This window comes from Streptomyces sp. DF42 (assembly GCF_058267695.1).
On the sequence record NZ_CM177859.1, the window covers coordinates 1789158 to 1809029 of the forward strand.

The following is a 19872-nucleotide window of genomic DNA, read 5'->3' on the forward strand; positions in this document are numbered from 1 at the left end:
CGGTTGCACCTTACGTCGCGAAACCCTGGGTCAACTCCGGCGGGAGGGAAGTCATTCGGGCACATGCGTCGATCATGGACACTTCGACCTCGTCCAGTGAACGGTCCTCCGCCACCGCCTTCGCGATCGCTCGGGCGGCCGTCTGCACCGTGAGGGCGCGGGCCGGGACGTCCAGGGCAGGCCAGGGGTCGCCGTCGGCGGGGACGGCCGGGCCGCCGGCCGCGCGGTAGGCGGTCAGGAAGCGGGTCCATTCGTCGGGCGGGAGAAGCCCGCAGGCGTACCAGGCGGCCGGGCGGGCCAGGTCCCAGGCGGGGATGCCGGTACCGAGGTCGTCCACGTCGATCAGCAGCCAGGGGCCGTCGGGGGTGGGGTGGCGGACGAGCTGGCCGAGGTGGAGGTCGCCGTGGCACAGGGTGGTGGTGTCCGGCATGGAGGTCTCGGCCCTGGCCCAGGCGGGGAGGGTGGCCCAGGCCTGGAGGACCGGTGCTGTGGCGGGGTGGGTGCGGGCTGTTGTTTCGAGCCGGGCGACGGCTCGGGCGGCCTTGACCGGGCCTCGCATGGCGGGCAGGGAGGTCGGGGGTGGAGTGCGGTGGAGGTGGGCGAGGAGGGTGGCGGCTGATTCCCAGGGGGCGGCTTCGGGGGTGTCCGGGTCGACGGGGGTGCCGTAGGGCCAGAACGTGACGAGGCGGCCGTGCAGGTCGACGGGCGTCGGGGTGAGTGGGGGCAGGAGGATGCCGGGGAGGTGGGTGGCGGTGGTGAGGCGGGGGGTGAGGTCGGTGAGGGGGGTGTCCGGGGCGTGGGCCTTGGCGACGGTGTCGGCGTGGCGGACGACGGTGGCGTCGGGGCGGTCGGCGAGTGTGGCCGCGGCGCAGGGGCAGGGGGCGGTGCGTGTGTGGGCCTTGGCCTTGGCTCGGGCGGTGAGGGCGGCGAGCAAGGGGGTGGCGGTCACGGGGCTCCCTGGGGCGATGTGGGTCTGTCGTGAGGGTACGGGGGAGGGCGGCGGGGTCTTGGGCGCCCGGCGCTGCAGCCGGTCACGGCGGGTTTCGCCCCTGCCCTCCCTGGCCCTCCCGGCGGGGACTGCTTCCCCTGCGCCCCTCCCGGGGCTCGGCCCTGGACCCCCGATCGGCCTGAACGGCCCTGTCCTCAAACGCCGGACGGGCTGAAATGCGGGGACCGGCGCCCAGAAGCGCCGGTCCCCGCCGGGTGGGTGGAAGCTCGGGACGGAAAGTCCTCGTCCGCAACCGCCGGGACGGGCTGAAAGACACCGACGGGCGCTCAGCAGTGCCGGTCCCTCGCCGGACAGGCCGAATGCGCGGAGCGGGTTCGAGAAGGTGGTCGCGTTCTCGGTTGTGTGCGGGCAGAGCAATGCCGGCGCAGCTCCCCAGCTGCGCCGGCATTTTTGCCGTCCGCCGCACCCCCGTCCCCACGGGGTTTCATGGGTGGATGTCCCCGCCCGGACCGCTCTTCCGGGCCTGGGGTCGCCGCTCAGCGCCCCAGCATCACGCCCACGGACGACGCCTGTGTAGCCACTGTCTCCCAGCCGTCGAAGACGAAGAAGAGCAGGGCCGCCAGGGGAAGGGCCATGAGTGTCGCCACCAGCGGATGGCGACGGCCTGTGCGGCGGCGGAGTGTGTTTCTCTCCTGGGTGCGGATCAGTGCCCGCGGTGCCGTCAGGGCCATGGTCCCTCTCCTGACCGTCTCAGTTGTCGTTGGCAGCGGCGGGTGTCTGACCTCGGGGGACGAGTGCTGCACCCGCCGCTTGACCTCAAATCTAGGCGTCCGGCGCTTGTCGCACGTCATGCCCTCGTACCGATTGCCGGGCCTCCCGGAGGATGAGCCATGACACGGTGAGTACTCCCCTGGGTGGAGACGTGGACCTAGGCCTCAGAGTCTTCCCGGAGGGGGCGCGCGGCGTGTCCGGGCCTTTCCGAACTGTCCTCCCGGGGTATCGGCTGCTCGACCAGGGCCAGCACCCGGTTCGCCATGAAGCGGGCCGTGCGCACCACGGAGCCGTTGCGGGTGACTTCACTCACTTCCACGACACCTCGGCGTACCGCTGTCTCCACCCGGCGGCCCGCCCTGCTCGCGACCACCTCGTATGTGCGGGTCGTGTCCCCCGCATCCACGACTATTTCCACGCGATCACCCTTCACGTGTTCAATCCCCCTTCTGCGATGGGTGGTTGAGGTCACGAACCGGCCGAAATCCGCCTGCTCACCGGCTCCCTGACCACTCTTCAAGTGTCCCACCCGGCACTGACAATCCATCGGGCCGAGAGGGCGCGGCCTCTGCGCGCGGGCGGCCGTGGAAACGTAAGCTGTGCCACGTCACACGGACCGGGCAGCGGGGATGAACATGGCGATGATGCGCCTGAGGCGCGAGGACCCGCGCGTCGTCGGCTCGTTCAGGCTTCACAGACGGCTCGGCGCGGGCGGGATGGGCGTCGTGTACCTGGGCTCCGACAAGAAGGGGCAGCGGGTCGCGCTGAAGGTCATCCGGCCTGATCTGGCGGAGGACCAGGAGTTCCGGTCTCGGTTCGCGAGGGAGGTTTCGGCGGCGCGACGGATCAGGGGCGGTTGTACCGCCCGGCTGGTCGCGGCCGATCTCGATGCCGACCGGCCCTGGTTCGCCACCCAGTACGTGCCCGGGCCCTCGCTGCACGACAAGGTGGCCGACGGGGGGCCGCTGAGTGCGGCCGATGTCGCGGCCGTGGGTGCCGCCCTGTCGGAGGGGCTCGTCGCCGTGCACGAGGCGGGCGTCGTGCACCGGGATCTCAAGCCGTCCAACATCCTGCTGTCCCCGAAGGGGCCGCGGATCATCGACTTCGGTATCGCCTGGGCGACCGGGGCGTCCACGCTGACGCACGTCGGTACGGCCGTCGGCTCCCCCGGCTTCCTCGCACCGGAGCAGGTGCGCGGTGCCGCCGTCACGCCGGCCACGGACGTGTTCTCGCTGGGGGCGACCCTGGCGTACGCGGCGATGGCCGATTCACCGTTCGGACACGGCAGTTCCGAGGTGATGCTCTACCGCGTCGTCCACGAGGAGGCGCAGCTGCACGGCGTGCCGGACGCGCTGGCGCCGCTCGTGCGCGCGTGTCTGGCGAAGGATCCCGAGGAGCGGCCCAGCACGCTGCAACTGTCACTGCGGCTCAAGGAGATCGCCGCCCGGGAGACACAGGGACTCCCCGACCCGCGTCCGCCCGCGCCCCGCACAGCTGAGGCGGACCGGCCCACGGGGCGGCTCGCCGACACCTACCCGGAGCAGCAGCGCGAACAGCGCCGGCCCCAGGGTCCGCACGGGACTCCGCCGCCGCGGGGTGCTTCCGCCGGGTCGCGCGGGTCCTCTCCGGTCCGGGGCGGGGCTGCTCCCTCGCCGGGCGGCAGCGCCTCCCGCAGTGGTCCGGCGGCGTCCCAGCGCTCGGGGTCACGGAACACGTCTGCCTCGCGGAACATGACGCGCTCGGGCAGCGGGAGCCGGCCCGCGCCGCGCAGCGGCACCGGTCGTCCGGGGCCCAGGACCACGGGGACGGGTCGTAGGCCGGCCAACCCTCGGCTGCTGCGGCAACGGCTGTTCGTGTTCGTCGTCGTCACGCTGCTCGTGGCCCTCGGCATCGCCGCCGCCCAGGGCTGTCAGGGTCCGGCGCGGGGGCTGGGCAGCCACGTCGATGTCGTACGGCACCAGCACCATGGGCAGCTCGGGGAGCCGGGCCGCGTCACGGTGGGCTGAGGCGCTGGGGCGTCACAGGTCCGGCAGGATCCGTTCGAAGAACTCTCGGTCGCCGTCGAAGACCGGGTTGAGGGCCAGGAATTCCTCCGGGGTGACCCAGCGGGCCTCGGCGACCTCCACGGTGTCGGGGACGACCTCTCCGCTGTCCGCGTCCGCCGTCCACCAGTGGAGGCGGAAGTGACCGTCGTCGGTCTCCGACTCCCAGACCTTCGCGCCCGGGGAGACGGTGAGGCCCACCTCCTCCATGACCTCGCGGACCAGGGCCTGTTCCTGGGTCTCGCCCGGTTCGACCTTGCCACTGAGGGGCTGCCAGTAACCGGGGCGGGAGACGGCGGGGCCGCGCCGGACGGCGAGCACCCGGTCGGCCCGGCGCAGCACCGCGACGATCGCCTCCCGCTGAGCCACGGCTATCCCTGCGGGCGGCCGGTGGCCACCGCGTAGAAGGCGACCGCGGCTGCCGCGCCCACGTTGAGGGAGTCGACGCCGTGGGACATCGGGATGCGGACCCATTCGTCGGCGGCGACCAGGGCCTGCGTGGACAGGCCGTCGCCCTCGGCGCCGAGCATCAGGGCGACGCGGTCCATCCTGTGCGGCGCGGCCTCGTCGAGGGACCTGGCCTTGTCGTCGGGGGTGAGGGCGAGGAGCGTGAAACCGGCCTCGCGGACCGAGTCCAGGCCTTTGGGCCAGGTGTCGAGGCGGGCGTAGGGCACGGAGAAGACCGCGCCCATGGAGACCTTGACGCTGCGGCGGTAGAGGGGGTCCGCGCAGTCCGGGGAGAGGAGCACCGCGTCCATGCCGAGGGCCGCGGCGGAGCGGAAGATGGCGCCGATGTTGGTGTGGTCGTTGACCGACTCCATGACCACCACCCGGTGGGTGGTCTGGAGGAGGTCGGCGGCCGTCGGCAGGGGTTTGCGCTGCATGGAGGCGAGCGCGCCGCGGTGCACGTGGTAGCCGGTGACCTGCTCCGCCAGGTCCGGGCTGACCGCGTACACCGGGGCCGGGAGTTCGTCGATGACGTCGCGCATGACGTCGACCCACTTCGCGGACAGCAGCATCGAGCGCATCTCGTACCCGGCGTCCTTCGCCCGGCGGATGACCTTCTCGCCCTCGGCGATGAACAGGCCCTCCGCCGGTTCGCGCTTGCGGCGCAACTCGACGTCGGTCAGGCCCGTGTAGTCGCGCAGGCGGGGGTCGTCGGGATCCTCAACGGTGATGAGATCGGCCACAGGGTGATACTGCCTTGTCCTGGGTGCGGTGCCAACGGCTGGGAACGGGTTGTGTTACCCGGGGTTACGCGGATGCCTGCGGGCCCACGGTGACGACCTTGCCGATGACGATGACCGACGGGGCCTTCACCTCGTGCGTACGGACCGCCTCGGCGACCGTGGCGAGGGTGGCGTCCACGCGGCGCTGGGCGGCCGTGGTGCCCTCCTGGACCACGGCGACCGGGGTGTCGGCGGACTTGCCGTGGGCGACGAGCGTCTCGGCGACCTTCCCGATCGTGCCGACGCCCATGAGGATCACGAGCGTGCCGGTCAGCCGGGCCAGGGCGGGCCAGTCGACCAGGGAGCGCTCGTCGTCGGGGGCGATGTGCCCGCTGACCACCGTGAACTCGTGGGCGACTCCCCGGTGGGTGACCGGGATGCCGGCGGCGCCCGGCACCGAGATCGAGCTGGAGATGCCGGGGACGACGGTGCACGGGATACCGGCCTCGGCGAGCGCCTGGACCTCCTCCATGCCGCGGCCGTAGACGAACGGGTCGCCGCCCTTCAGCCGTACGACCGACTTGCCCTGCTTGGCGTGTTCGATCAGCGCGTGGTTGATGGCCTCCTGGGCCATGAAGCGGCCGTACGGCAGCTTCGCCGCGTCGATCACCTCGACGCTCGCGGGCAGTTCTGCCAGCAGGTCGCGGGGGCCCAGGTGGTCGGTGATGACCACGTCGGCCTCGGCGAGGAGACGACGGCCGCGGACCGTGATCAGGTCCGGGTCGCCGGGGCCGCCGCCGACGAGGGCGACGCCCGAGGTGCGGGTGCGGTGGTGGGGGGCGACGAGGGTGCCGTCGCGCAGGCCCTCGACCACCGCGTCGCGGATGGCGGCGGTGTGGCGGGGGTCGCGGCCACCGGCCCGGCTGGTGAGGACGGCGACCGTGACACCTTCGCTGGTGCCCGTGGCCGGAGTCCAGGCGGTGGCGGCGTCGGCGTCGTCGGACCGGACGCACCAGACCCGGTGCCGCTCGGCCTCGGCGGAGGCGGCGGTGTTGGCCTCCGTGTCGCTGGTGGCGATCAGGGCGTACCAGGCGTTCGACAGGTCGCCCTCGGCGTACGGCCGTCGCTGCCAGGTGATCTCGCCCGCGTCCGCCATGGCCTCGACGGAGGGCGTCACCTCCGGGGATACGAGGAGGACGTCCGCGCCCGCTGCGATCAGTGCCGGGAGGCGGCGCTGGGCGACCTGGCCGCCGCCGAGGACGACCACGGTGCGACCGGTGAGGCGGAGTCCTACGGGGTAGGCGGGGTTTTCGGCCATGAGGTGCGGCTCCTCGTGCTGGCAATGCGATGGGTGCTACGGCTCTGGAGCAGCCCTGACGTGCGGATTTTAGAGACGGGTTCAGATTACGGCCGGGGTGGGGTGCACGCAGGAACGCGTGCCCCACCCCGGTTCGGGGTCACTTCTCGGTGACGCCCGCCGAGTCGAATGTCGCGACCTCGTGCATGGCCCTGGCCGTGCTCTGCACGAGAGGGAGGGCCAGGAGGGCGCCGGTGCCCTCGCCGAGACGGAGGTCGAGGTCGACCAGGGGGCGCAGGCCGAGCTTGTTCAGCGCGGCCACATGGCCCGGTTCGGCGCTGCGGTGGCCCGCGATGCAGGCCGCGAGGACCTCGGGGGCGATCGCGCGGGCCACCAGGGCCGCGGCGCCGGCGCTGACGCCGTCCAGGATCACCGGCGTACGCAGTGAGGCGCCGCCGAGGAGCAGGCCGACCAACGCGGCGTGTTCGAAGCCACCGATCGCGGCGAGCACGCCGATGGGGTCGGCCGGGTCGGGCTGATGGACCTCGATCGCGCGACGGACGACCTCGGTCTTGCGGGCGAGGGTCTCGTCGTTGATGCCGGTGCCGCGGCCGGTCACGTCGACCGGGTCGGTGTCCGTGAAGACCGAGATCAGGGCGGCGGACGCCGTGGTGTTGGCGATGCCCATCTCACCGGTGAGCAGCGCCTTGTTGCCGGCCGCCACCAGGTCGCGGGCCGTCTCGATGCCGACCTCGATGGCCTGCTTGGCCTCCTCGCGGGTCATCGCGGGGCCGGTGGTCATGTCGGACGTGCCCGCGCGGACCTTGCGGGGCAGCAGACCGGGGGTGGCGGGCAGGTCGGCGGCCACGCCCACGTCGACGACGCAGACCTCGGCGCCCACCTGGCCCGCGAAGGCGTTGCAGACCGCTCCGCCACCGAGGAAGTTGGCCACCATCTGGGCGGTGACCTCCTGCGGCCAGGGGGTCACGCCCTGGGCGTGCACACCGTGGTCGCCCGCGAAGATCGCGACGGCCGCGGGCTCCGGGATGGGCGGCGGGCACTGCCGGGACAGGCCGGACAGCTGCGCGGAGATGATCTCCAGCATGCCGAGCGCGCCGGCCGGCTTGGTCATGCGCTTCTGCCGCTCCCAGGCCTCGCCGAGCGCCTTGGCGTCCAGCGGGCGGATCTGGGAGACGGTCTCGGCGAGCAGGTCGTGCGGCTCCTCGCCGGGCAGCGCGCGTCGGCCGTACGTCTCCTCGTGCACGACCCACGACAGCGGGCGCCGCTTGGACCAGCCCGCCTGCATCAGCTCGGGCTCGTCCGGGAACTCGTCGACGTACCCGACGCACAGGTAGGCGATGACCTCCAGGTGCTCGGGCAGCCCCAGCGCGCGGACCATCTCACGCTCGTCGAAGAAGCTGACCCAGCCGACGCCGAGGCCCTCGGCGCGGGCGGCGAGCCAGAGGTTCTCGACCGCGAGCGCGGCGGAGTAGGGCGCCATCTGCGGCTGCGTGTGACGGCCCAGCGTGTGGCGCCCGCCGCGGGTCGGGTCGGCGGTGACGACGATGTTCACCGGGGTGTCGAGGATGGCCTCGATCTTCAGTTCCTTGAACTGCTTCGCCCGGCCCTTGGGGAGGGACTTGGCGTACGCGTCGCGCTGGCGCATGGCCAGTTCGTGCATGCTGCGCCGGGTGTCGGCGGAGCGGATGACGACGAAGTCCCAGGGCTGCGAGTGCCCCACGGACGGGGCGGTGTGCGCGGCCTCCAGGACGCGGAGCAGCACCTCGTGCGGGATGGGGTCGCTGCGGAAGCCGTTGCGGATGTCGCGTCGCTCCCGCATGACCTTGAGGACGGCCTCGCGCTCGGCGTCGTCGTAGGCGGGCGCGGCCGGGCCGGTGGACTGTCGCGCTTCTTCCACTGCGGCCGCGCTCTCCTCTTCCTGGTCGGCGGCCCTGGTGTCCAGGTCCTCCGCGTGCTGTACGAGTTCGGAGTCGCCGTCGCGCGGGGCGGGCACCGTGGCGACCGGCTCCGGCGCCTGCGCGTCCTCCGGGGGGAGGACCAGGGCGTGCGGCGGGGTCGGGGCGAGGTGCGGGGTGGTCGGCACGGAGCCCTCGACGGGGACGAACTGTCCGACCGGCTCCGTGGGTTGGTGTTCCGCGGGGTCCGCGGCGGCCGGCTGGGGGCCCGCGGCGAGTGGCGGCAGGGTGTCCGAGCCGGGGTCGGACTGGGCAGCCGGGTCGGCGGCCACCGCGTCGGCGGGAAGCGGGGGCGAGACGTCGGCGGAGGCCGCGGCAACCTCGGGCGCGAGCGCGTCCTCGGGGTTCGCCCAGTGCGTCGGGGATCCCCCTTCGGACGGTTGGGCGTCGGCCGGTTGGGAGACGGCCGGGGCGAGGAGTGCGGGCGGCGTCAGGGGGGTGGCCCGGTCGGCGGCGACCGGCTGTGTGTCGGCGTCCGTGGCGGGCGACGGTGCGTCGGGCGTGGGCTGGGCCGGGTGCGGGCTCTGGTCCTGGGGCGCGGGAGCGTCCACGGGCTGGAGCGACGGCTCGGGCGCGGTGGTGGTGGTGGCGGCGTCTACGGCCGGTGCCGCGGAGGCGTCCGTGGGCTGCGCGGGCACAGCCGTATCGGCCGTCCGGGCAGTCGCTGCGTCGGCAGCCCGAAGAGGCTCCTCGGCTGTGCCGGCCTCGGCGGGGTCGGGGACAACGGGCTGAGCTGCGTCGACGGCGGTGGCCTCGGCAGGCTGACCGCCATCCGGAACCATCGCCGCAGGCATCGCCATCGCCATCGCCTGAGGACCTTGAGGGGTCTCGGTCACAGCCGGCGAGGGGAGCGGAGCGGGCTCGGGGAGCGGAACGGCCTCGGGGAGCTGACCGGTTGCGGGGAACTGACCGGCCTCGGGCGCGAGTTCCTCGGGCACGGCCTGCTCGGGGAGCGGGCCGTTTCCGGGCGCGGTCACATTCGGCAGCTGACCGTCGCCGGGTGCGGTCTCGTCGACGAACTGGGCATCCTCGGGCGCTACGGCCTCCGCAACCTGTCCGTTTCCGGGCTCGGCCGCCTCGGCGACGGGCTGCACGTCCTCAGGCATGACGGCGTCGGCAGCGGGCGCACCATCGGAGGCGGCACTCTCGGCGAGTGGCGCGGTCTCAGCCGCGGGCACCTCTTCCGGCGCGGTCGGAGCCGCGACGGCGTGCGCCGCTTCCAGGACCTGCCCGGCCTCCGGCGCAGACTCGGCTTCCGCTGCCTGTGCAGCCTCCGAACCGGGCACGGCCGCCTCGGCGTACTCGTGCGCCGCGGCAACTCCGGCGCCGGGCGCCATACCGGTCTCCGCGACAGCACCGGCCACATCGGCCTGCCCGGTGTCCGAAGGAGCCGAGGGAACAGGACCTTGGTCCGCGTCCGCAGCAACAGCCGTCGGGGCAACGGATCCGTCGTCCCCGCCGCCCTCGGGCAGACCGTCGGCCCCGCTCTCGGCGGCAGGTCCGGACGGAGCGTCGAACCCGCCCTCCACCGCGAACCCGCCCGGAGCGACGTCGGCAGCCCCGGCACCGGCGAGTTGGGCGCCCTCGACGGCCGACACTCCCACCGGAATCTGCCCCGCCTCCGGGTCGTACGCAGCGCCAAGGGCCTCCGCCGCGTACCTGGCCTCACCGTTCTGCGCGGCCTGTGCGGCGTGACCGGGCTCGCCGTCGTGCTGCTGCGGTGCGGCGTCCGTCGCGATGCGGGCCATGACGGCCTGGGCCGCGCCGACCGGTTCCGGCGTCGGCTCGGGCGCGGGAACAACCGTTTCGGCAGCCGGTGCCTCGGTGTCGACCGGGGTCTGCACGGCGGCCGGTGCCTGGGCACCCCACGGGACCGCGCCCTGCGGGGACATCTCGTGGAGCTGGGGGGCGTCGAAGTACTCGGGGCCGGTGGCGGGCGGGCCGGACTGGCGGACCGGCGCGCCCGCGGGGCCGCGGTCGGCGAGGGAGCGGACCGGGCTCGCCGAGGCGTCCGGGATGGGCGGGCCGAGGTGCAGCGGCCGGCGCGGCGGGACCGACGTCGGAGGCAGCGTGGGATTGGGCAGGCGGACGCCGGAGAGGTCGACCGAGCCGCTGTCGCGGCCTGCCGTCTCGTGCGGGCCCGGCTCGTGGACGGTCTCGACGACCGGTTCCGGCGCGGGCGGGGCGACCTCGTTGCCCCAGGGGCTCTGGGCGCCCGGCAGCAGCAACAGGTCTTCGTCCTCGGCGGTGGTCTCGGAGAGGTAGGTGTACGCACCGTGCGCGGGGACGCCCGGCTGCTCCACCATGCCTACGCTCTCCGGCAGTCCCTCGCCCGGGACCTGGCCGGTGTCGGTCATGCGTACCCCTCGCCCATCGGTTAGTGCTTCTACGTCCAGCCCACCGGGAACGGCGCACTGACCGCCCCCGCAGTGAAGAACGAGCGTGCATGCCCAGCGGCACGAACGACCCGCCCTTAAAAGGCGACAAAGCCATTCAGTGGCATTGTCCCGGCCGTTCCACCGTCACGACAGCTTGATCCGCAACGGCCTGCTGTGGACTGCGCCACGTTGCGCGTCCTCCGGTTCTGCCGTACCACACCCACCCCAAAAGGGGCGCGTTTTCCGGACATTGACGAACGAAGTGCCGGGCCACAAGTGCAGTGCAACGATCGGCCAGCCTACCGCGAGCGGTACGACTAGCGGATCACCGGTGGGGCAGAAAACAGGATCACTGGGACGGCAGAGGGGGCACAACACGCGCTCCGGGAGCACTCGCGCCCGCTACCCGGCCGCCTCCCCTCAGCGAGGCCCTTCGCGCCGCTCCAATTCCCCTGTGAGCAGGAACACCACGCTCCGCTCCGTCTCCGTCCAGGCCCTGGTGTCGAGTTCGACGGACTGGAGCAGCGCGCACTCGACCCGGTAGCCGTGCTCCGTCAGGTCCCGGCCGATGAGTTCGGCCGCGTCGCGGGTCGCGGCGTGCGTGACGATGCGCTGCGGGCGGCGGTCGGCGACCGCGGAGACCACGGCCGCTCCCCCGCCGCCGACGCGGACGACGTCCGGCTCGGGGAGGTTCTCCAGGACGTGCGGCGCGAGGCCACGGATGATCTGCAGCTGGACGCCGAAACGGCGGGCGGCGGCATCCGCGCGGGTGCAGGCCGTGAGGTCCCGGTCGACAGCGATCACGGCGGCGCCGGCCCGTGCGGCCTCGGTGGCGAAGGCGCCGCTGCCGCAGCCGATGTCCCACACGAGGTCGCCGACGCGCGGTCCGAGGCGGGCGAGCTGGGCCGCACGCAGCAGGTCCGTCTCCCCCTCGCCGAGCGGTCCGTCGTAGGCCTGGGCGGGTTGTGTCCAGCCGCGCGGTCCGGCTCCCGGGTCACGTCCGGCGAGCCACCCGCCGCCCTCGCCCGGGACGTTCGGCCCCGCGGGTCCGCCGATGACGATGACGACGTTCGGGTCGCGCCAGATGTGGTCGGGGGCCTTGTCGGAGGTGACGACGGTGACCTGTTCGCGATCGGTGCCGAGCTCCTCGCAGATGACGAAGGTGCGGTGGACGCCCTCCAGGAGCAGACCGAGTTCGGCGGGTCCGGCGCCCGGGGAGGTGAGAACGGCGACTTTGGTGTGGGCGCGGCACACGTTCACCGCGCGTCGCAGGGTGCGGCGGTGTGCGACGACCACTTGGGCGTCGTCCCAGGGCATACCGGCACGGGCGAAGGCCGCGGCCACGGACGAGACGGCGGGGACGACCTCGACCTCAAGGCCGAACTCGGGTGCGCGCACGGTCCGTACGACGCCGAAGAACCCGGGGTCGCCGTCGGCGAGCACGACCGCGGTGCCACGGTGGCCGGCGATGCGACGGGCGGCGAGGGCGACGCTGCCGAGGCGGATGCGCTCGGCGGTCGGCGGCACCTCGGGAAGCGCCAGGTGGTGGGCGGCACCGGCCACCAGGGTGGCGGCGCTCAGCGCGGAGCGGGCCGCGGCGGTCAGGGGCGAGCCGTCCCAGCCGATCACCGTGACGCGGTCGGCCATCGTCGTCAGTCTCCAGGGGTTTTGCGCAGTTCGTCGGGGCTGCCCGGGCGGGCTTGGTGAGGGTACCTGGTGGACGGTGCCGCCCACTGCGGCGGCGCTGTTCCCCTCATGCCCCCAGGGATCAGTTCCAGTCGGGGAAGGACGTGAAACCGCCGCTGTCGGCCAGCTGTTCACTGACCCCGGCCAGGTCCTCCGGCAGCAGGCTCCAGAGGATGACGTCGGTACGCACGTCGATCCACTCCCCGCCCCCGGACCTGGCGCGCGCTATCCAGGCGTTGCGCAGGACACCCTCGCTGATACAGCCCATCTTCTGGGCCACCTGCTGGGAGGCGGTGTTGTCGGCGGCGGTGCGCAGCTCCATCCGTTCGAACTTCTGGTCGTGGAAGAGCCACTGTGCGGTGGCGAGGGCCGCTTCGGTGGCGTAGCCCTCACCGCGGGCCCAGGGGGCGATGACGTAGGCGATCTCGCCGGCGCGCACGCGCCAGTCGGTGTTCTGCAGGTGCACCATCCCGACCAGCCGCTGGGTGAGGAACTCGGTGACGGCGAAGACGACGCCACGGCCCTCGGCGCGTTCGGCCGGGGCGAGTTCGGTGATCCAGGTGCGGGCGTCGGCCTCGGTGTAGGGCTGCGGGACACTCGTCCAGGCGCCGACCTGCTCATCGTTCATCATCTCGGCCAGTGCGGGCACGTCGTCCTCGTCGAGGGGACGCAGCACCAACCGCTCCGTGCTGATGGAGATGTTGGGGAAGGTGCCAGCCATGCGCCGCTCCGTAACCTCTGGAAAATGTTCAGGCCTGCTGAACTGCCCAGCATGCAGCATGAAAGCACCGAACCGCACCACGGGGTCCACACCTGGTGAGCGAGTGGACCCCGTGCGTGGCGATACGCCGTATACGCCCCCGTCGGGAGAGAGTGACCCGGCTCAGCGGCCGGTCCGGCAGCCGGTTCAGAAGGACGGGATGACCGAGCCCTGGTACTTGTCCTCGATGAACTTCTTCACCTCGGGCGAGGTGAGGAGCCCCGCGAGCTTCTTCACGCGCGGGTCCTTCTCGTTGCCCTTCTTCACCGCGAGGAAGTTGCCGTACGGGCTGTTCTTCGCGGACTCCAGGACGAGGGCCTCCTTGGCGGGCTTGATCCCGGCGGATATCGCGTAGTTGCCGTTGACCACCGCGGCGTCGACGTCGTCCAGGGAGCGCGCGGTCTGGGCCGCCTCGACCTCCTTGAACCTGAGGTTCTTCGGGTTCTTGGAGATGTCCTGCGGGGTCGCTTCGCTGCCCACGCCGTCCTTGAGGGTGATCAGCCCGTGGTCGGCGAGCAGCTTCAGGGCGCGCGCCTCGTTCACCGCGTCGTTCGGGACGGCGATCGTCGCACCGCTCTTGAGTGTGTCGGCCTTCTCGACCTTGTGGGAGTAGAGGCCGAGCGGCTCCAGGTGCACCGTGACGACGGGCACGATGTGGGTGCCGCGCTTGTTGTTGAAGTCGTCGAGGTACGGCTGGTTCTGGAAGTAGTTGGCGTCCACCGAGCCGTCCTCGGTCGCCGTGTTCGGCACGATGTAGTCCTGGAACTCCTTGACCTCCAGGTCGAGGCCCGCCTTCTTCGCCAGGTGGTCCTTGACGTAGTCGAGGATCTCGGCGTGCGGCGTCGGGCTCGCGGCGACGACCAGCGGTCCGCTGTGGTCGGAAGAGCCGGAGACGGAGTCCGTGCCCGAGCCGCAAGCGGTGAGCCCGAGGGTGAGGGCTCCGGCGGCGAGGACAGCGGTGCTGAGCTTTGCGGCGTTACGCACGAAAAGTGCCTTTCCTTATGGGTGGAGCGGCCCCGCGGCTGATGGTGCGGGGAGTCTGTGGGGGTGCTTACGCGACCTTGCCGACGTCGGCCGAGGCCGGGTCCTTGGCCTTCAGCAGGCGCAGCCTGGGCGCCGGGCCGGAGCGTCCGCCGCGGTGGTGCAGCGAGCGGGCCGTGAAGTCGCCGGCGAACTGGATGAGCGAGATGACCACGGCGAGGATCGCCACGGTGATCCACATGAGTTGGGTCTCGAAGCGCTGGTAGCCGTAGCGGATGGCGATGTCGCCGAGGCCGCCGGCGCCGACGGTGCCGGCCATCGCGGAGTAGCCGATGAGGGCGACGATCGTGGTGGTGGTGCCGGCGATCAGCGAGGGCAGGGCCTCGGGTACGAGGACCTTGCGGACGATCGTCCAGGTGTTGCCGCCCATCGACTGCACCGCCTCGACCAGCCCGCCGTCCACCTCGCGGACAGCCGTCTCGACCAGGCGCGCGAAGAAGGGGATGGCCCCGATCGCCAGCGGCACGATGGCGGCCTCGCGGCCGATGGTCGTCCCGGTGATCCAGCGTGTGAAGGTCATCAGCGCGACCATGAGGATGATGAACGGCATCGACCGGGCGATGTTCACGACCTGCCCGATGACCTTGTTGGCCAGGACGTTCTGGAGCAGTTCGCCCCGGTCCGTGAGAACGAGCAGGATGCCGAGCGGAAGGCCGCCCACGACGGCGATCAGCGTGGACCAGCCGACCATGTAGAGGGTGTCCCCACACGCCTGGGACAACAGCGGCTGCATCGCAGACCAATCGGACCAGGTCACTTGGCGCCTTCCTTCAGCAGTACGGGCTCCTGGCCCAACACGTCGATCTGCAGGCCCTGTTCACGCAGGAATCCGATCGGCACGACGTTGTCCTCGTAGCGGCCGGGCAGTTCGATGCGCATCCGGCCGACCTGGAGGCCGCCGACGGTGTCGATGGCCGCACCCAGGATCGAGATGTCGATGTTGTAGGTGCGCGAGAGCCGGGAGATGACGGGCTGGGTGGCCCTCTCGCCCTGGAAGGTGACGTCGACGACGGTGCGGTCCTCGCCCGAGGCATCGCCGCTCACCGGGAAGAGGGCGGGGGCCAGCTCGGAGCCGGGCGTCGCGAGCAGTTCGCTCACCGTCCCCGACTCGACGATGCGGCCGTTCTCCATCAGGGCGGCCGAGTCGCAGATCGACTTCACGACGTCCATCTCGTGGGTGATGAGCAGAACGGTCAGGCCCAGCTGCCGGTTCAGGTCGCGCAGCAGCCGGAGGATGGAGCGGGTGGTCTCCGGGTCGAGGGCGCTGGTGGCCTCGTCGGACAGGAGGACCTTGGGGTCGCCGGCCAGGGCGCGGGCGATGCCGACGCGCTGCTTCTGCCCGCCGGAGAGCTGGGCGGGGTAGGCCCCGGCCTTGTCGGCGAGCCCGACGAGGTCCAGCAGCTCCAGCGCCCTGCGGGAGCGCGCCCTGCCGGACGTGCCGAGGATTTCGAGCGGCAGCTCGACGTTGTCCTGGACCGTCCGCGAGGACAGCAGGTTGAAGTGCTGGAAGACCATGCCGATACGGCTGCGCGCCTGCCGCAGTTCCTTGCCGGCGCGCGGGCCGCGGCCGGCGAGGGCGGTGAGGTCCTGCCCGGCGACGGTCACCGTGCCGGCCGTGGGGCGCTCCAGCAGGTTGACGCAGCGGATGAGCGAGGACTTGCCGGCACCGGACTGGCCGATGACGCCGTACACCTCGCCTTCGCGGACGTGCAGATCGACGCCGTCGAGGGCGGTGACCTCACGGGCGCGCGAGCGGTAGACCTTGGTCAGGCCCGTTGTGGTGATCACTGGGGTTTCCGTCACTGTCGAGTGCGCGGGCGTGGGTGTGCCCGGGCACGGGTGCATTCGGTCGGAACGCGGCGCGGTTCTCGTGCGCGGCAGCGGGACCGGGGAGAACATGCGCGCGGGCGGCGGCATCACGTACTGGATGTCATACGGACATGCCGCGGCGGCTCGCTTCGGGGCGCGAGGCTCAGGTCGTGCTGGGGCCCTCTAGAAGGCGCACATTCGACACATACAACGAGCACCGGGCGTCATGGTCGCCTCGGTCGCAAGGATGCGGCTGCTCGTCGTGGTCATGCGATCAGTAAAACAGAAGTACGGTCCTGACAAAGCGCCGCTGTCCGCATGCTGGACAGCGGCGGACGCGTTTCAGCCGCGGACGCGGATCTCCATCCCCTGGTCGCCGACCCGCAACGGGACCGAACCCGGTCCTCACCGTCCGGCCCGGACCCGCTGCCGGTGAGTGGCAGCACCGGCTGTGGCAGCGGTGCGTGAACGCCGGGCTGGTCGCCGGGGAGCCGGCCGACTGACCGCCGGGGCCGCGCGTACCAGGTCGTTTGGACCGTATTAAGGTCGCTGCATGCTCAATGCCCTGACGCTGGTGACCGGTGTCGCCGCGCTGCTGCTGGCCGCCTGGTGCGGCTGGGCCGCCTACCGCGACCAGCCGACGAAGGACTGGCACTTCATCGGCATGGCCGTGGTGTCGCTGCTGGCCACGGTGCAGCTGGTGATCGGGATCGTGCAGCTGGCGCGGGGCGAGAAGGCGGATCAGGGCACGGCGATCTTCGTGGCGTATCTGATCGGCGCCTTCGCCTGTGTCCCGGCGGCGGGTTTCATGTCGCTGGCGGAGCGCACGCGCTGGGGATCGGTGACGGTCGCCGCCGGCGGTGTGGTGCTGGCCGTGCTGGAGGTGCGGCTCTATGACATCTGGGGAAGGTGAGATGACCAGCGTGGAACAGAAGCCGAAGCGGCTCATCAGCGGGCCCGGCATGCTGCTCGTCTGGTTCTACGGCGTGATGGTCGTCGGCGCGGTGTCGCGCTCCGTCTACCAGATCGCCACCGAGTTCGACCGGGCGCCGCTGGCCTACTCCCTGTCGGCGGTGGCGGGTGTGGTGTACGGGTTCATCACGTACTCGCTGGTCCGCGGCGGCGAGCGGGCCCGCAGGGCGGCACAGGTGTGCTGCGCCGCCGAACTCGCGGGTGTGCTGATCGTCGGCACGTGGACCCTGGTTGATCCGTCGGCCTTCCCGGATGCGACGGTCTGGTCGGACTACGGCATGGGGTACGTCTTCATCCCCGTACTGCTGCCGCTGTCCGCGCTGTACTGGCTCCGGAAGAACCGCTCCGTCACGCAGTAGCCACGTACGCCTGCGCCGGTTTCTCCAGGACGACCATCGGTACCCCGTCCTGGCCCTGGGACGTGCCCACGGCCTGGTAGCCGACGCGGCGGTACAGCCGCAGGTTGCCCTCGCTGCGGTGGCCGGCCTCCAGGCGGAACCGGGTGGCGCCGCGCTGCTCGGCGAGGGCGGACTCGGCCGCGCGCAGGAGCCGGGCACCGATGCCGTGGCCCTGGAGGCGGGGGTGGACGCAGAGCTTGCCGATGGCGGCGGAGCCGTCCTCGGTGACACGGCCGCGCACCGAGCCGACGACTTCTTCGCCGAGCCGCGCCACGAAGACGCAGTCCGCGACCACCTCCTCACGGACCGAGTCGAGGCTCTGGACGAGCGGGTCGATGCGGTAGTTGCCGTACAGCGCCGCCTCGCTCTGGAAGCACAGGTACTGGAGCTTGAAGATCTGCTCTGCATCCTGCTCGGTCGCCACCGAGATGGTCACGCTCATGCCCATGTGCGCACGCCTCCCGCTCACCTGATCGCCGGTCGTAAACACTCCTATCCCCGTGCTCGGCGTGCCGCAACCTCCGGCGGGAGCAAACGTCGCAGACATCCCAGGCATCTGGAACGTTCCGGGCCGAGACTGCCCTGTGAGATACCCAACTCCCCCGCGATTTCCCGGTATGTCAGGTCTTTCGGGGAGAGCAGGGCCTCCAGCAGACGGGGGCAGCGGCCGGGCAGCCGGCGGACCGCCTCGCGCAGCGCCCGGCGGCGGGCCGCCGCGAGGGCCAGGAGCTCGGGGTCGCTCTCGACGTCGCCGACGGGCTCAATGCCGTACGGCCGCTCGACGCGGCTCGTACGGCGGGTGCGGCGCGCCTCGGAACGTACGGCGCTGCGCAGCCAGCGATGCGGGTCGAGCGGTGGGCCGTCCACCGCGAGACGCTCCAGGAGGCGCAGCCAGACCGCCTGTTCCAGGTCGCCGGGCTCGGCGCCGGAGGCATGTGCCTCCGCCGACGCCTCGGCGGCGAGCAGGGGGCGCAGGGCGGCAACCAGGTCGTGCGTCATATTCAGCACGACGCGGCCGCCCGGCGCTGGGTTGCCCGGACGGCCGGCTGTCACCCCAACCGGGGTCGGAGGCTCAGCTGTTGACGAAGGCCTCGCGGGCGAGCACCGCGGTGTCCGCGTTGTCGGAGAAGACGCCGTCGATGCCGGTCCCGAAGTACGTCTTGAAGGCGCCGAAGGCGTCGCCGTAGGCGTCCGCGTCGGTGCCCCTGCGGTACTCAGCCGGCAGGAAGGGGTTCTCGTTGCGCATCGTGTACGGGTGCAGGATCAGGCCGACCTTGTGCGCGTCGGAGACGAGGGTGGTCCTCTTGTCGAGGCTGCCGTCCGCCTTCTTCGTGATGACCAGGTCGAGGGTCGGGCCGAGGCCCTGCGCGTAGCCGGCGATCTCCCTGAGGCCCTTCGGGGTGATCAGGTCGGCGACGGTGCGCGGGTCGCCCGCCTCGACAAAGTCCCACGGCCGGGTGTCGGCCGCGGAGAGCAGCACCACCAGGGGGTTGTCGACCAGCGTGTTCAGGCGCTGGATGCTGCTCGGCTCGAACGACTGCAGGATGACCGCCGAGTTCCGCTTGTCCTTGCCGTGCTTGTGCAGCAGCTTGGCGACCCGCTCCTCAAGGCCCAGGCCGAGCTTGCGGAAGTAGGTGGGGTGCTTGGTCTCGGGGTAGATCCAGACCTGCTTGCCGCGCTTGCGGGTCTGCTCGTCCTGCCACTTCAGGACTTCCTCGAAGGTGGGGATCTCCCAGCGGCCGTTGTAGAGGGTGTTGTGCGGGCGGTTGGCCGGGATGCGCTCGATCGCGCGCAGCGTCTTCAGCTCGGCGAGCGTGAAGTCCTCGGTGAACCAGCCGGTGGTGGAGACGCCGTCGAGCACCTTGGTGGTCTTGCGGCCGGCGAACTCGGGGTGGTCGGCGACGTTCGTCGTCCCACCGATCTCCGGCTCGTGCCGGCAGACCAGATGACCGTCCCTGGTGGGCACCAGGTCGCCGGCCTCGACGATGTCGGCGCCGAGGTCGAGGGCCAGGTTGTACGAGCCGAAGGTGTGCTCGGGCCGGTAGCCGCTGGCGCCGCGGTGACCGATGATCGTCGGCTTGGGCAGGCTCTTCAGCCCGCCGCCCCCGTGCCGGCCGGCCTCGGCGGCTCTCGCGGTACCGGACAGGCCGAGTACGGCTCCGCCCGCGCCCAGGACCGCCGCGCCGAGAAGCGCCCGTCGTCCGGTGATGCCTGACTGCTCGTTCTCCTGCGTTCCCATGAGCGCCTCCCCTGACCTCGGCTCGATCTCTTCCATCAGCGCGCCGATCGTAGGGTCGTGAACATGACGCAAGGGAGACCCTGGCCGGAACACACGGGTGACTCGTGATGTCACATGGGAACGAATGTCTGACACCCCGTCGGCATCGGCGCCCCGGGGCGGGGTAGCCGGTCGGTGTCAGCCGTTTCGGGGAGTTCGGGGGAGTTCCCCCACAGGGCGGAAGCGACGTCCGTCACATCATTGCGGGCCTGTTACCGTCAGGCACCGGGGCGTCACCGCAGGTGAACCAGCGTCAACAGTGCGTAAGACCTGGGTGAACCCGATGTGCAAGACCCCGGGAACCGCGAGTATCGTCCTCACCTGCACATACTCATACCGAATCCCT

Annotated in this window: 18 protein-coding genes; 3 read left to right on the top strand and 15 right to left on the bottom strand. The window is 71.8% G+C overall.

What is annotated here, in order from left to right; translation table 11 throughout:
* Positions 1-10: 10 nt before the first annotated feature.
* The 3 genes from ACYUED_RS08155 to ACYUED_RS08165 all read right to left on the bottom strand — a co-directional run bounded on the left by ACYUED_RS08155 (position 11) and on the right by ACYUED_RS08165 (position 2153).
* Positions 11-949, bottom strand: a complete 939-nt coding sequence (locus ACYUED_RS08155; protein WP_491291604.1) for a phosphotransferase family protein — start codon at positions 947-949, stop codon at positions 11-13.
* Between the two features lie 536 nt (positions 950-1485).
* The gene (locus tag ACYUED_RS08160) at positions 1486-1680 is read right to left on the bottom strand and encodes a hypothetical protein (protein ID WP_266510828.1); all 195 of its coding nucleotides are present in this window, start codon (positions 1678-1680) and stop codon (positions 1486-1488) included.
* 197 nt (positions 1681-1877) lie between these two features.
* Positions 1878-2153, bottom strand: coding sequence for a DUF8836 family protein (locus tag ACYUED_RS08165; RefSeq protein WP_491291605.1), 276 nt, complete (start codon positions 2151-2153; stop codon positions 1878-1880).
* Positions 2154-2349: 196 nt separating this feature from the next.
* Between ACYUED_RS08165 and ACYUED_RS08170 the strand changes: the two genes are divergently transcribed.
* Positions 2350-3726, top strand: a complete 1377-nt coding sequence (locus ACYUED_RS08170; RefSeq protein ID WP_491294182.1) for a serine/threonine-protein kinase — start codon at positions 2350-2352, stop codon at positions 3724-3726.
* Between the two features lie 12 nt (positions 3727-3738).
* Here the strand turns inward: ACYUED_RS08170 and ACYUED_RS08175 are convergent, their stop codons facing one another.
* The 9 genes from ACYUED_RS08175 to ACYUED_RS08215 form a co-directional block, all read right to left on the bottom strand.
* Positions 3739-4131 (bottom strand): NUDIX domain-containing protein, encoded by a 393-nt coding sequence (locus ACYUED_RS08175; protein ID WP_491291606.1) that lies wholly within the window; start codon positions 4129-4131, stop codon positions 3739-3741.
* Between the two features lie 2 nt (positions 4132-4133).
* On the bottom strand, positions 4134-4952 hold the full coding sequence (locus ACYUED_RS08180; RefSeq protein WP_491291607.1) for a TrmH family RNA methyltransferase: 819 nt from the start codon (positions 4950-4952) through the stop codon (positions 4134-4136).
* A 64-nt stretch (positions 4953-5016) separates the two neighbouring features.
* Entirely contained in the window at positions 5017-6249 is a 1233-nt protein-coding gene (cobA, locus tag ACYUED_RS08185) for a uroporphyrinogen-III C-methyltransferase (RefSeq protein WP_491291608.1), read from the bottom strand.
* A gap of 139 nt (positions 6250-6388) precedes the next feature.
* The gene (gene cobT / locus ACYUED_RS08190) at positions 6389-10561 is read right to left on the bottom strand and encodes a nicotinate-nucleotide--dimethylbenzimidazole phosphoribosyltransferase (RefSeq protein ID WP_491291609.1); all 4173 of its coding nucleotides are present in this window, start codon (positions 10559-10561) and stop codon (positions 6389-6391) included.
* Positions 10562-11002: 441 nt separating this feature from the next.
* Complete coding sequence (cbiE, locus tag ACYUED_RS08195) at positions 11003-12229, bottom strand: precorrin-6y C5,15-methyltransferase (decarboxylating) subunit CbiE (protein ID WP_491291610.1); 1227 nt, start codon at positions 12227-12229, stop codon at positions 11003-11005.
* 121 nt (positions 12230-12350) lie between these two features.
* Complete coding sequence (locus ACYUED_RS08200) at positions 12351-12989, bottom strand: GNAT family N-acetyltransferase (RefSeq protein ID WP_491291611.1); 639 nt, start codon at positions 12987-12989, stop codon at positions 12351-12353.
* Positions 12990-13175: 186 nt separating this feature from the next.
* Positions 13176-14012, bottom strand: a complete 837-nt coding sequence (locus ACYUED_RS08205; protein ID WP_491291612.1) for a MetQ/NlpA family ABC transporter substrate-binding protein — start codon at positions 14010-14012, stop codon at positions 13176-13178.
* 67 nt (positions 14013-14079) lie between these two features.
* A complete protein-coding gene (locus ACYUED_RS08210) occupies positions 14080-14802 on the bottom strand; it encodes a methionine ABC transporter permease (protein WP_491294184.1) in 723 nt (240 codons plus the stop codon).
* 20 nt (positions 14803-14822) lie between these two features.
* Entirely contained in the window at positions 14823-15857 is a 1035-nt protein-coding gene (locus tag ACYUED_RS08215; protein ID WP_491291613.1) for a methionine ABC transporter ATP-binding protein, read from the bottom strand.
* Between the two features lie 574 nt (positions 15858-16431).
* On the opposite strand from ACYUED_RS08215, the gene ACYUED_RS08220 reads away from it, so the two are divergent.
* Complete coding sequence (locus ACYUED_RS08220) at positions 16432-16791, top strand: hypothetical protein (protein ID WP_491291614.1); 360 nt, start codon at positions 16432-16434, stop codon at positions 16789-16791.
* Between the two features lies 1 nt (position 16792).
* On the top strand, positions 16793-17209 hold the full coding sequence (locus ACYUED_RS08225) for a hypothetical protein (protein ID WP_491291615.1): 417 nt from the start codon (positions 16793-16795) through the stop codon (positions 17207-17209).
* Here ACYUED_RS08225 and ACYUED_RS08230 read toward each other — a convergent pair.
* The 3 genes from ACYUED_RS08230 to ACYUED_RS08240 form a co-directional block, all read right to left on the bottom strand.
* On the bottom strand, positions 17199-17696 hold the full coding sequence (locus ACYUED_RS08230) for a GNAT family N-acetyltransferase (protein ID WP_266510872.1): 498 nt from the start codon (positions 17694-17696) through the stop codon (positions 17199-17201). The two genes, ACYUED_RS08225 and ACYUED_RS08230, sit on opposite strands and share 11 nt — an antisense overlap.
* 44 nt (positions 17697-17740) lie before the next feature.
* Positions 17741-18247 (bottom strand): sigma-70 family RNA polymerase sigma factor, encoded by a 507-nt coding sequence (locus ACYUED_RS08235; RefSeq protein ID WP_491291616.1) that lies wholly within the window; start codon positions 18245-18247, stop codon positions 17741-17743.
* 73 nt (positions 18248-18320) lie between these two features.
* Positions 18321-19487, bottom strand: coding sequence for a glycerophosphodiester phosphodiesterase (locus ACYUED_RS08240; protein WP_491291617.1), 1167 nt, complete (start codon positions 19485-19487; stop codon positions 18321-18323).
* Between the last annotated feature and the right edge of the window lie 385 nt (positions 19488-19872).